Annotated in this window: 12 protein-coding genes and 1 pseudogene; 1 reads left to right on the forward strand and 12 read right to left on the reverse strand. The window is 73.4% G+C overall.

Annotated elements, in window-relative coordinates; genetic code table 11:
* Positions 1-167: 167 nt before the first annotated feature.
* The 12 genes and pseudogenes from ACFYML_RS28890 to ACFYML_RS28945 all read right to left on the reverse strand — a co-directional run.
* Positions 168-767 (reverse strand): annotated as a pseudogene (locus ACFYML_RS28890) (hypothetical protein); the annotation flags it as partial.
* 72 nt (positions 768-839) lie between these two features.
* Positions 840-1,610: a hypothetical protein gene (locus ACFYML_RS28895; protein ID WP_387423619.1), complete on the reverse strand. Its 771-nt coding sequence runs from the start codon at positions 1,608-1,610 to the stop codon at positions 840-842.
* Positions 1,611-1,701: 91 nt separating this feature from the next.
* The gene (locus tag ACFYML_RS28900) at positions 1,702-3,270 is read right to left on the reverse strand and encodes a polyamine aminopropyltransferase (protein ID WP_387423620.1); all 1,569 of its coding nucleotides are present in this window, start codon (positions 3,268-3,270) and stop codon (positions 1,702-1,704) included.
* A complete protein-coding gene (locus tag ACFYML_RS28905) occupies positions 3,267-4,106 on the reverse strand; it encodes a hypothetical protein (protein WP_387423621.1) in 840 nt (279 codons plus the stop codon). The genes ACFYML_RS28900 and ACFYML_RS28905 overlap by 4 nt, the downstream gene beginning before the upstream one ends.
* On the reverse strand, positions 4,106-4,528 hold the full coding sequence (locus ACFYML_RS28910; RefSeq protein ID WP_357434552.1) for a DUF350 domain-containing protein: 423 nt from the start codon (positions 4,526-4,528) through the stop codon (positions 4,106-4,108). The genes ACFYML_RS28905 and ACFYML_RS28910 overlap by 1 nt, the downstream gene beginning before the upstream one ends.
* Positions 4,529-4,559: 31 nt before the next feature.
* On the reverse strand, positions 4,560-4,985 hold the full coding sequence (locus ACFYML_RS28915) for a DUF4247 domain-containing protein (RefSeq protein ID WP_387423622.1): 426 nt from the start codon (positions 4,983-4,985) through the stop codon (positions 4,560-4,562).
* Positions 4,982-5,533 (reverse strand): DUF2617 family protein, encoded by a 552-nt coding sequence (locus ACFYML_RS28920; protein WP_387423623.1) that lies wholly within the window; start codon positions 5,531-5,533, stop codon positions 4,982-4,984. Before ACFYML_RS28920 ends, ACFYML_RS28915 begins: the two co-directional genes overlap by 4 nt.
* A gap of 2 nt (positions 5,534-5,535) precedes the next feature.
* Positions 5,536-6,165 (reverse strand): DUF4178 domain-containing protein, encoded by a 630-nt coding sequence (locus tag ACFYML_RS28925; RefSeq protein ID WP_387423624.1) that lies wholly within the window; start codon positions 6,163-6,165, stop codon positions 5,536-5,538.
* A gap of 98 nt (positions 6,166-6,263) precedes the next feature.
* Positions 6,264-7,091: a hypothetical protein gene (locus ACFYML_RS28930; RefSeq protein WP_387423625.1), complete on the reverse strand. Its 828-nt coding sequence runs from the start codon at positions 7,089-7,091 to the stop codon at positions 6,264-6,266.
* A 58-nt stretch (positions 7,092-7,149) separates the two neighbouring features.
* Positions 7,150-7,524, reverse strand: a complete 375-nt coding sequence (locus ACFYML_RS28935) for a hypothetical protein (RefSeq protein ID WP_387423626.1) — start codon at positions 7,522-7,524, stop codon at positions 7,150-7,152.
* 143 nt (positions 7,525-7,667) lie between these two features.
* Positions 7,668-10,259, reverse strand: coding sequence for an ATP-dependent chaperone ClpB (gene clpB, locus ACFYML_RS28940; RefSeq protein WP_387423627.1), 2,592 nt, complete (start codon positions 10,257-10,259; stop codon positions 7,668-7,670).
* A gap of 85 nt (positions 10,260-10,344) precedes the next feature.
* On the reverse strand, positions 10,345-10,986 hold the full coding sequence (locus ACFYML_RS28945; protein WP_387423628.1) for a TetR/AcrR family transcriptional regulator: 642 nt from the start codon (positions 10,984-10,986) through the stop codon (positions 10,345-10,347).
* Between the two features lie 83 nt (positions 10,987-11,069).
* On the opposite strand from ACFYML_RS28945, the gene ACFYML_RS28950 reads away from it, so the two are divergent.
* The gene (locus tag ACFYML_RS28950) at positions 11,070-12,206 is read left to right on the forward strand and encodes an epoxide hydrolase family protein (RefSeq protein ID WP_387423629.1); all 1,137 of its coding nucleotides are present in this window, start codon (positions 11,070-11,072) and stop codon (positions 12,204-12,206) included.
* The last annotated feature ends 181 nt before the right edge of the window (positions 12,207-12,387 follow it).

Genomic DNA, 12,387 nt, shown 5'->3' on the forward strand with positions numbered 1-12,387 from the left:
GACGCGGGCGGCCCGGGATACGGCGGAGCTGAGCCGGCGGACGCGGGCGGCGCGGATGACGGCGGGCCGTAGGCCGGACCGGATGCCGGGGTGGCCGGCCCGGCCGGCGGCAGCGGCCCGGCCGACGGCATCGGGGTCAGCGGACCGGCCGGCGGGACGGGGCCGGTGGGGGCCGCCGGGCCGGCGGTGGGACCGGTGGGCGCGGGTCGGCGGAAGAAGGCGCTCGCGCCCGGCAGCGTCAGCAGGGCGGCGACCACCAGGTACCCGAGCACCTGGGCCACCGACAGGGCCGCGTTCAGCGGAATCCACCAGCCTGGGTACGCGTCGCCGAGCCGGGCGAGCAGGTCGGCGGTGACCCGCTCGTCGGTGCCGAGACGCAGCGGGGCGGCCCGCTGACCGACCAGCACCGCCAGTCCGCAGCAGCCGCAGAACAGGCCCAGGCCGGCGACCACCCAGGTGCCGACCCGGGCTCCGGGGCGGCCGGCGAGCAGGCCGAGGGCGAGCCCGACGAGCACCAGCCCGACGAGCACGCCGACCACGGCCGACAGTGCGGTGGAGCCCCGCAGCAGCGACACCAGCGGGTCGATCTCGCTATCGCGGGCCCCGGTGGCGCGCGCCGCCACCCGGAACCGGTCCACCGTGCCGGGCGTGACCGCCAGGTTGGCGACCGCGTACGCCACGGCGCCGACCGCCATCAGCAGCAGCACCGCCGCCGCCGCGACGACCACCCCCGGACGGCGGGGCGGAGCCTGAACGGGGTGCGACACGACAGATCCCTCCGGTAGGCGTCGGCTTGCAACCTACTCGGAGGGATCGTCCGAGTCGCTCTTATCGGAGCGTCAACTTCCGGATGGCGGCTGGGGACCGGGCCGGTCCTCGGGAGGCGACGACGGACCGGGCTGGCCAGGCTGGCCGGGGGCCGGTGGCTGACCCGGAGCCGACGGGTAGCCGGGCACCGGCGGCTGACCGGGGTAGCCCGGCGCGGGCGGGTACCCGGGGGCCGGCGGGTAGGCCGGGTAGGTGCCACCCGGCAGGGGCGGCTCCCAGGCCGGCTTCGGCTTGCGGAAGAACTCGTTGGACCTGGGCAGCGCCAGCAGGATCAGCGCGGCCAGCAGGGCCAGCAGGGCGACCAGGCCGAGGAGGTTGCTGACCGGCCCGTACCAGGACGGCAGGGCGTCCGAGAGCCGGCGCTGCAACTCCTCCGGGTTCGGCATGTTGCCGCCGGTCGAGCCACCGCCGGTCAGGCCGCCGGTCGCGTTGCTCACCAGGCCCGCGCCGCTGCAGCAGAACAGGATGCCGCCCAGCACCCAGGTGGTGATCCGGGCGCCGTTCTTTCCCCGGTTGTTCAGCAGCGCGAGCACGACGAGCGCGATCGCGAGCAGCAGCGTGAGCGCGGCGCCGCCGATGGCGGCTGCGTACGCGAAATCGCCCGCCTGCTCGGCGGCGCTGCCCCGATAGGCGTCCTGCAGGACGTCCCGGACGGTGCCGATGGTGGCGAGCGTCAGGATCAGGTTCACCACCTGAATGGCGGCGACGAGGATGAGCAGCCAACTGGAGAGCGTCACCACGCCGGGGCGGGTGCGGGCCGGGGGGCCCTGGGCATCGACCATTGTTTCTCCTTCCCTAGATCACACGACCACGGTAACGAGACGAGGCCAGGACGGCACGGCACGAGAGCGGGGACCCGCCGTGCCCCGGGAACTAATAGCCGCGCCACTCCGCGCGGGCGTACTCCAGCACGCGGGGTTGCAGCAACGTGGAGGCGGGCACGTCCACCCGGGACCGGTCGGCCGGGAAGGTGGCCGCCGCGGCCAGCACCGACGGGGTGAGGAAACGCAGCGGCGGGGCGTCGGCGGGCAGTTCCAGCGCCGGCGCGGCGGTGCCCGGCGCGGCCAGCACGAACCCCCAGTCGCCGAAGCTCGGCACGTCCACGTGGTACGGCATGGTGGCGAAGCCCGCCTCGCGGACCGACCGCTCGATCGACCAGTACGACCGCGGCGCGAAGTACGGCGACCCGGCCTGCACCACCAGCCGCCCGCCGGCGGCGAGCACCGAGCGGACCAGCGCGTAGAACTCGATCGTGTAGAGCTTGGCGGTGGCCGTCTCGTCCGGGTCGGGCAGGTCGGCCACCACCACGTCGAAGCGTTCCGTGGCGGTGCGCAGCCATCCGAACGCGTCCAGGTTGAGCACCCGCACCCGGGGGTCGGCGAACGAATTCCCGTTGAGCTCGCGCAGCTGCGGCTCGCTCTTCGCCAGCCGCACCACGGCCGGGTCGAGGTCGACCACGGTCACCCGGCGCACGTCCGGGTACTTCAGGATCTCCCGCAGCGCCAGCCCGTCCCCGGCGCCGAGCACCAGCACCTCGCCGCGCGGGCCGCGCAGCACCGGGTGCACCAGCGACTCGTGGTAGCGGTATTCGTCGACCGAGCTGAACTGGAGGTCACCGTTGAGGAAGAGCCGCAGGTCGCTGTCGGCGTGGCCGACCTCGCGCACCGACCGGGTCAGCACGATCTCCTGGTAGCGGCTGCGTTCGGCGTGCACCACCGGGTCGCGGTAGAGCTGCTGGCGGGCGGTCACCTCGAAGTCGTGCGCGGTGATCCAGGCGTACCCGAGCAGGAGGGCGACCACGACGGAGCCGGTCCCCAGCGCGAGCCGCGCCCGGCGCCCGAGGTCGGCCCGGAAGACCGTGCAGACCAGCGCGAGGCCGGCGACCGCGTTCACCGCGCCAACCACCAGGGCGCCCTTGAGCTGGCCGAAGACCGGTATCAGCAGGAACGGGAAGGCCAGCCCGCCGAGCAGCGCACCGACGTAGTCGGCGGCGAAGAGGTCGGCCACCGCGTCGCCGGCGGACTGCTCGCGGATGCGTTGCAGCAGCACCATCAGCAGCGGGATCTCCGCGCCGATCAGCAGGCCGAGCACGAACGCGGTGCCGACCAGAGCCGGCCCGTAGAGGTCGAGCCAGGCGAAGGCGGCGTACAGGCCGAGCACGGAGAGGCCGCCGAGCAGGGCGAGGGTCAGCTCGACCGCGGCGAACGCGGCCGCCGCCCGGGACTGCCACGGCTTCGCGGCGAGCGCGCCGACGCCCATCGCGAAGACCATCACGCCGAGCACGATCGACGCCTGGCCGACCGCGTCGCCGATCAGGTAGCTGCCGAGGGCGACCAGCGCCAGCTCGTACACCAGGCCGCAGGCCGCGCAGACGAAGACCGCGAGCAGCACCGCCGCGCGGGCCGCGCGCCGTCGCGGCGGCGCCGGCGCGTCGGTGGTCACGCCTTCTCCCGGGTACGCCCGGCGGCTTCCGCCCCGGCGCGCTGCGCGGGCCCGCGCACCCCGAGCTTGCGACCACTCCGGCTCTGCGCGTCTGCCGCCGCGCCGCGACCCGGAGCAGTCGTCCGGCGGCGCTGCACCACGCCCACGGCGACGAAGAGCGCGGCGAGCAGGAGGAGCGCCACGGCGGCGAGCAGCCAGCCCCAACGGTCCCGCCAGAAGTCGTCGCCGGCGGACGGCAGCGCGCTCGCCGGGGCCGCCGGGTCGGCGCTCGGGGTGGCGGCCGGCCCGGCCAGGCCGGCCTCGGCGGTGAGCAGCGGCAGCGTGGTGGCGGCACGGGTGATCGCCCAGCCCGGGTCGTCGACGAAGGCGTCCTCGTCGAGCCCGAACCGGCCCAGCCCGGTCTCGACGGCTTGCAGGTCGGCGAGGCCGAGGTCGTCGGAACCCTGCACCCGGATCCAGGCGGAGTCGTTGGCCTCGCTGCTCTCCGAGGTGTAGGTGATGTCCGCGCTGACCTCGATCCAGCGCGGGCAGTCCGGCGCGTCCCCGACCGCCGTCCCGTCGCCGAGGTTCGAGCCGACGCTGACCACGTCGTACCCGTCCGTCAGTCGCCAGCCGTAGCAGATGCCCTGGCTGGCGAAGGCCTCCCGCAGGATCGGCACGGTGTCGGTGCGCTCGTCGGTCGCCGGCGCGGGGACGTCGAGGTCGGATCCGCTCGCACAGCCGGCGAGGCAGAGGCCGGCGACCCCCGGGACGATCACGCGGACCAGGGCCGCCTTCAGCGACGTCGACTTCCGGCCTGTTGACCTGGCCGCAGCCGGGCGGGTCCCGCCGGCCATCAGCTGATCGCGGCGGCGATGATCGCGCCGGTGGCGAGGTGCACGACGGCGGAGACCCAGACCGCCGGGTGCGGCTCCGGGTCGACCAGCAGTTCACCCAGCTTGCCCGGGGTGGCCACGTCCAGCAGCACGAAGGCCGCCGCCATGATGACCAGACCGAGGATGCCGTACGCGGCCGCGCCGACCAGGCCGAGCACGAAGTCGTCCGGGCTGGCGGCGATCGCGGCGACCACGATGATGCCGACGCCGGCCAGGTTGGAGGCGAGCAGCAGCGCCGCGTTGCGGTTGCGCTCGGTCCAGATGAGCTGGTTGAGCCGGCCCGGGGTGGCCAGGTCGACCAGCAGGTAGCCGATGCCCATCAGGACGACGCCGACCACCCCGTAGGCGAGGGTGACCAGCAGATCGGTGACGAGATGCTGCACAGGGGACTCCAGGGTGAGGGGGTCGGACGGGCTACTTGCCGGCGCCGGGGCCGCCGCCCCGGACGGTGCTGCCACGGCCCCAGCCCCAGCCGCGGCCGACGACGTGGTGGTAGCGGGGGTAGGCGGTGGTCATCCGCTCGAGCAGGATCAGGGAGCCGGCGGCAACCGGCAGGATCACCACCGAGTCGTCGTCGTAGCGCAGGTAGACGCCGCTGCCGTCGACGTACTCGTCAGCCGGCTGCCAGGCGTCGGTGACCTCCTCCGCCACCTGGCTCGGTGACCGGGTCGAGGTGTACGCGAGCGCGTCGGAGCCGATGTCCCGGCCGGCCGCCCGGGCGTAGTGGTCCTCGACGTAGCCGCGCGGCGAGAAGCTGCCGTAGAAGACGGCGAAGACGGCGACCAGCACGCCGACCACCGCGACGGCCACCCCCACCACGAACCACCGTCGGTACGTCACAGTTCCACCTCGGTTCGCGACTGCGGGGCTCGCAACCCCGGCTCACTCCCCGCGCTCACAATTGCCACCACCGTCTCGGTCAGGACCAGCTCGTTGGTCTGCGGATACGCGTGCCAGGTGCGCCAGGCCACCGAGCCGTCCGGCGGGTCGGGGCGGACGGAGAGCGCGGTGACCGCGTCCACGTCGCCGGGGAAGACCCCGACCAGCGCGTACGGGTCGTCGGCCAGGTCGGCGCGGAGCGCGGCGACCTGGGTACGCAGCCCGTCGCCGGCCGGCCGCAGCACCGTGGCGGTGAACCGGTAGCCGGCCACCGGGTCGTGCAGGGTGTCGGGCAGGTGCGGCGCGCGGCCGGGCAGGCAGGCGACGGTCTCGACCAGTGCGCCGCAGACCACCTGGTGCGAGGCGCCGAGCAGGCGTAGCCGCAGCCGGACACCGTCGGGCAGGGCCAGCTCGCGTACGTGCAGGGCGGGGCGTTCGGGGCCGCCGAGGGCCAGGCTCAGGTCGGCGGCACTGGTGTCGACGTACGGGGCGTCCAGGGCGACCAGCACGCTCAGCCCGCCTGCTCCGGGTCGCCCTGCGGGTAGATCATCACCTCGGCGCGGTGCAGCTTCTCGCCGAGGGCCACCTCCCAGCCGGCCTCCCCGTACGCCTCGAAGGAGAGCCGGGCCCCGCCGGGCGCCTGGTAGTCGTGGTAGCGCATGGTGCCGCGCGGGTCGAGGCCGGTGCCCTCGGTGGCGGTGTAGCGCGCCTGGCCGGACTCGTCCCAGCTGTAGCGGCGGCCGGCGAAGTCGAGGGTGGGCGCGCCGGGGGTGACCGTGGCGGACGGTTCGCCGGTCCAGAGGACCAGCTCCAGATCCGGGTCCGTCTCGACGGAGAGCCAGCGCTTCACCCCGCCGGCATCGTCGAGCAGGTGTTCCGCCCAGCTCCAGCCGCCCTCGACCAGGTGCACCGAGCCACGGACGGTGTACGGGACCTGGCGGATCTCCACGATGTCGCCGGGCTTGAGCCGGCGGGGGTCGCCGCGGAGCGCGTCCGCGTCCCGATCGTGGAACGGGTCGCCGGGGGCGGGCGGGCGGGGCCCGGTGCGGGCCTTGCGCAGTGCCACCACGGCGATCACCACACCGGCCGCCCCGACCAGGCACCCCAGGGTCACCAGCAGATACGCCACCGTTCCGTTCACGACCGCCTCCCCACACGCGTCGGCGGAGACGGTAACAACCGGACGCACGCCCGCCGAAACGACGTTCGCTGAGTGGCCGGTCAGCTACCCGGCGTCGCTCAATCCCGGGTGGGATCGGCGGCCTGCGGGGGCGGCCCGTCGGGCGCTCCCGTGGGATCGACCGGCGCGGCGGGGGCGGACGCGCTGGCTTCCGGTGCGGCCGGGTACTGCCACGGGACGCCGTGGGCCCGCGGGTCGGGGCAGATCATGTAGCCGGGCGGCAGCAGGTAGGGCGCCGGATAGGCGACCGGCGGGTGCGGCGGGTGCGCGGCCTGGGGCACGAACCAGTGGCGGGACGCGGGCAGCGCCAACAGCACGATGGCGGTGGCGGTGAGCCCGAAGACCAGCAGCGCGATCAGGCCGCCCCCGGCGAAGAGGAGGTCCTCGGCCGGATAGGAATCGGTGTCGTAGAGGGTCTGGATGAACCTCGACTCCTCCGGGAAGAACTCGGGGGGCATGTCCCCCTCCGTGGGCGGGCCGCCGAACGCGAAGAGGAACGGGAGCGCCGCGCCCGCGCAGAGGCACTGGCCGAGGCCGACCAGCAGTTGCAGACCGCCGGCCACGAAGACGGCGATCCGGGCGCCGACGCTGCCCCGGCGGACACCCCAGGCGGCGCCACCGAGGACGGCCGCGAGCAGCAGCGCCGGCACCCCCACCACGCAGGACGTCATGATGTTGCCGAAGCGCTCACCGTCCACCTCGGCCGGATCGGCGGCGGGCACCAGCCGAGCCGCGTGGTCGATCTCGCCGTTCCACCAGATCGCGTGCCACACCACCAGGCCGACCGCCACCAGCAGCAGGGCCGACGCAGCGAGCTGCAACCAGGAGGCCGTCGTGACGGCCTTCGGGCGGGGCGGGCGGGTCGGCGGAGTGGCGGTCGAGGTCATCCCGGAAAGCTACGGGGCGCCACCGGTTTCCGCAGTCCCGTTTCGGGTGGACCGCAGGTCAATTCCCGGCGAGGCGTTCCGTGGCGTACTCGCGCAGGCTGGCCCGACCCATGAGGCAGCCGGTGAACGTGGTGAACTCGGCCTCGTCGGTCCGCAGCCTCGTCCACGCCGCGCGCCCCGCCGCCGCGTCGGCCTTGTCCAGCAGCGTGGCGGCGTACGCCTTCCCGGCCGGCGACCCGTGCCGGAGCAGCCAGTCGACCTGCTTCCGGGCCGCTTCGGGATGCTCGTCCAGCGCCTGCTCGACCCGCCGGTACGCCTCGGTCTCCGGCAGCAGCGTCCCGGCGAACCCGACTCCGCCGAACGCGAGCGTGTCCGCCCGGGCCAACTGCTCGACGGCCGAGTCCAACTCCCGGTCCTTTCCGATCCCCACCATGCCCTTCATCCTTTCCCCGAACGCCCCTCCCACCACTCGTTGATCGGAAAGTTGTCGCAGGCCGCAACACCGGACGCAGGTGGATCGGGGCCCGGGGACAGGACCGGCCCCGCCCGAGGGCGGGGCCGGTCCGGACGGGTGGGTCAGGCGGCGGTGACGGTCAGGCCCTCCTTGCTGTCGGCCAGGTCGACCTTGACCGTGTCGCCGTCGCGGATCTGGCCGGCCAGCAGCGCCTTCGCGAGCTGGTCGCCGATCGCCGACTGCACCAGCCGGCGCAGCGGACGGGCGCCGTAGATCGGGTCGTACCCGTGCTCGGCGAGCCAGCTCCGGGCCGGGTCGGTGATCGCCAGGCCGAGCCGGCGGTCGGCCAGCCGGCGGCGCATCCGGTCCAGCTGGATGTCGACAATGGCCCGCAGATCCTCGCCCTGCAGGGCGGCGAACACCACGATGTCGTCGAGGCGGTTGAGGAACTCCGGCTTGAAGTGCGACCGGACCACCGCGAGGACGCCCTCCCGGCGCTGCTCCTCGGCCAGCGTCAGGTCGCTGATCACTGACGACCCCAGGTTCGAGGTGAGGATCAGGATCGCGTTGCGGAAGTCCACGGTACGGCCCTGACCGTCGGTGAGCCGGCCGTCGTCGAGCACCTGGAGCAGCACGTCGAAGACGTCGGGGTGGGCCTTCTCCACCTCGTCCAGCAGCACCACCGAGTACGGCCGGCGGCGCACCGCCTCGGTGAGCTGGCCGCCCTCCTCGTAGCCGACGTACCCGGGCGGGGCGCCGACCAGGCGGGCGACGGAGTGCTTCTCGCCGTACTCGCTCATGTCGATGCGGACCATGGCCCGCTCGTCGTCGAAGAGGAACTCGGCGAGCGCCTTGGCCAGCTCGGTCTTGCCGACACCGGTCGGGCCGAGGAAGAGGAAGCTGCCGGTCGGACGGTCCGGGTCGGCGACGCCGGCCCGGGCACGGCGGACCGCGTCGGCGACCGCGCCGACCGCCTCGCGCTGGCCGACCACCCGGGAACCCAGCGACTCCTCCATCCGGAGCAGCTTGGCGGTCTCCCCCTCGAGCAGCCGGCCGGCGGGGATGCCGGTCCAGGAGGCGACCACCGCGGCAATGTCGTCCGCGCCGACCTCCTCCTTGAGCATCGCGCCGTCGGCCTGGAGCCGGGCCAGCTCCTCCTCGGCCTGCGTCAGCTCGGCCTTGAGGGCGGGGATGCGGCCGTACCGCAGCTCGGCGGCGCGTTCCAGCTCGCCGTCGCGCTCGGCCCGCTCGGCCTCGCCGCCGAGCCGCTCCAGCTCCTCCTTGGCGGTGGAGAGCTTGGTGATGTGGCTCTTCTCCAGCTGCCAGCGCTCGGAGAGCGCGGTGAGCTGCTCCCGCTTGTCGGCCAGCTCCTTGCGGAGCCGCTCCAGCCGCTCGGCGGAGGCGGCGTCCGGCTCCTTGGCCAGCGCCATCTCCTCGATCTCGAGCCGGCGCACCGCCCGCTCGATCTCGTCCACCTCGACCGGGCGGGAGTCGATCTCCATCCGGAGCCGGGACGCGGACTCGTCGACCAGGTCGATCGCCTTGTCTGGCAGGAACCGGTCGGTGATGTAGCGGTCGGACAGGGAGGCGGCGGCGACCAGCGCGGCGTCGGTGATCCGTACGCCGTGGTGCACCTCGTAGCGCTCCTTGAGGCCGCGCAGAATGCCGATGGTGTCCTCGATGGTCGGCTCGCCGACCAGCACCGGCTGGAAGCGGCGCTCCAGCGCCGGGTCCTTCTCGATGTGCTCGCGATATTCGTCCAGCGTGGTCGCACCGACCATCCGCAGCTCGCCCCGGGCCAGCATCGGCTTGAGCATGTTGCCGGCGTCCATCGAGCCCTCGCCCTTGCCGGCGCCCACCACGGTGTGCAGCTCGTCGAGGAAGGTGATGACCTGACCGTTGGAGTTCTTGATCTCCTCCAGCACCGACTTCAGCCGCTCCTCGAACTGCCCGCGGTACTGCGCGCCGGCCACCATCGCGCCGAGGTCGAGCGAGACGAGCTTCTTGTCCCGCAACGACTCGGGTACGTCACCGGCGACGATGCGCTGGGCCAGACCCTCGACGATGGCCGTCTTGCCGACGCCCGGCTCACCGATCAGCACCGGGTTGTTCTTGGTACGCCGGGACAGCACCTGGATCACCCGGCGGATCTCGGAGTCCCGGCCGATGACCGGGTCGATCTTCCCCTCCCGGGCGCTGGCGGTGAGGTCGACGCCGTACTTGGCGAGGGCCTGGTAGGTCTGCTCCGGGTCGGCGGTGGTGACCCGGCGGTCCCCGCCGCGGACGGTCGGGAAGGCGGCGACCAGGTTCTCCTCGGTGGCCCCGGCGTTCTTGAGGGCGACGGAGACCGCGCCACCCACCCGGGCCAGGCCGGCCAGCAGGTGCTCGGTCGAGGTGTATTCGTCGCCCAGTGGCCGGGCGATCTGCTCGGCGGCGCCGATGGCGTTGACGAACTCGCGGGCCAGGGTGGGCTCGGCGATGCTGGAGCCGTGCGCGGCGGGCAGGGCGTCGACCGAGCGCTGGGCGACCCGGCGCAGCTCGGCGGGGTCGGCCCCGACGGCGCGCAGCAGGCCGGCGGCGGTCGAACCCTCGGTGTCGAGCAGCGACAGCAGCAGGTGCCAGGGCTCCACGGTGGCGTGGCCGCGCTGGTTCGCCAGCGCGACGGCGCCGGTGATGGTCTCGCGGCTCTTGGTGGTGAGGCGTTCCGTGTTCATGGGCTCCCCCGGATCGGCGTGTCCACTGGAATCGACACAACCAGAGTTGAGTCTATTCCGCTCAACTCCGACGGTGTGAACTGGCTCACTCGGAGCGTCGCCACCGCCAGTCGAACTCCCCGGCCGCCGGCGGCGGCCCGGGCAGTGGCGGCTCGGCCACGGCGAGACCGGCCAGCAGCAGCGCCAGGTGCCGGCGACGCAGCTCCCGGGTCCGCTCCGGATCGGGTACGCGGATCGCGGCGCACCCCTCCAGCAGCAACCCGACGTCCTGCACCACCACATCCGGGCGGAGCCGGCCGGCGCCCCTGGCCCGCTCGACCAACTCCGCGGTGAGCTCACCGGAGCGCACCGCGTCCCGCCCCGTCTCCTCGGTCGGCGTGAAGGTGCCGGCGAGATGCACGGTCAGCGAGTGCACGTCGGCATCGACGACACGCTCCAGAAACCCGGCGAAGGCCCGCCAGCCGTCCGGGTCGGCGGCGGACTCCTCCGCCACGGCGATGTACAGCCGCAGGCCGTCGTGGCAGAGCTTGCGGAGCAGGTCCTCCTTGCCGGCGTAGCGCCGGTAGAGAGCGCTGATACCGACGCCGGCCCGCTCGGCCACCGTGGCGATGGGCGCCTTCGGGTCAGCCAGAAAGACGGCGCGGGCGGCTTCCAGGATCACCGCGTCGTTCCGGGCGGCCTGGGCACGACGGCCGGGGAGCTGGGGAGCGTCGGTCGGGTTCGGCATGGCTCCAGACTAGCAGTGGAACGGATTGTTCCGCTCTGCTACTGTCAAGCGGAACGAAGCATTCCGTTCTGAAGGAGCAGCACATGTCCAGCACCGCCATCCGCCCGTTCCGCGTCGAGATCCCGCAGGCCGCGCTCGACGACCTGGCCGCCCGGCTGCGCCGCACCATCTGGCCCGGAGAGCTGCCCGGCGCCGGCTCCGCGTACGGCATGCCGACCGGTCGGGTCCGCGAGCTGGCGACGTACTGGCTGGAGAAGTTCGACTGGCGGGCGGTCGAGGCGCGGCTCAACGCGTACCCGCAGTTCGTCACCGAGATCGACGGCGAGGACATCCACTTCCTGCACGTCCGGTCCACCCGGCCGGACGCCACCCCGCTGGTGCTCACCCACGGCTGGCCCGGCTCGGTGGTCGAATACCTGGACGTGATCGCCCCGCTGACCGAGCCGGCCGACCCGGACTCGCCGGCGTTCCACCTCGTCATCCCGTCGCTGCCCGGCTTCGGCTTCTCCGGGCCGACCCGCAGCGCCGGCTGGAACCGCTACCGCACCGCCCGCGCCTGGGCCGAGCTGATGGCCCGCCTCGGCTACGACCGCTACGGCGCGGTCGGCAACGACGGTGGCTCGTTGGTGTCGCCCGAGGTCGGCCGGATCGACCCCGAGCACGTGCTCGGCGTACACGTCACCCAGCTCTTCTCGTTCCCGTCCGGCGACCCGGGCGAATTCGCCGGACTCTCCGAGGCCGACCAGGCCGCCCTCAAGCACCTGCAGTGGTTCTACGAGAACAAGTTCTCCTTCAACCAGGTCCACAGCCAGCAGCCGCAGACCCTGGCGTTCGCGCTGGCCGACTCACCGGTCGGGCTGCTCGCCTGGAACGCGCAACTCTTCGACGAGAGCCTGGACGCCGACTTCATCGTGGCCAACGTGGCGATCTACTGGTTCACCGGCACGGCCGCCTCGTCCATGCGGTTCTACTGGGAGGACGCGCACACCGTCGAGCACCCGACCGGGCCGACGACCACGCCCACGGCGCTGGCCATGTTCCCCGGCGACTTCCAGTCGATCCGCCGCTTCGCCGAGCGGGACCACGGCAACATCGTGCGGTGGACGGCGCACCAGACCGAGGTCGAGGGGCGCGGCGACGTCGGCGGGCACTACGCGGCCCACGAAACGACCGACGTGCTGGTCGGCGACATCCGGGAGTTCTTCGCCTCGCTTCGCTGAGCATCGGCCGCTCACGTGCCCGGTCGGGAATCCGCTCCCGATCGGGCACGAGGGTCACCAGGGCAAGGGCATCTACGTAACCTCCCGAGACGCTGCCCCCCTGATCTGGTCCTTGAGGTCCGTAGGCAGGTCAGGTAGCAGCCGGGATCGCAATCGTTGACGGCCAGGCTGCACCCTTCTC

The sequence above is a fragment of the Micromonospora sp. NPDC007230 genome (assembly GCF_042869115.1).
Classification (GTDB): Bacteria; Actinomycetota; Actinomycetes; order Mycobacteriales; family Micromonosporaceae; genus Micromonospora.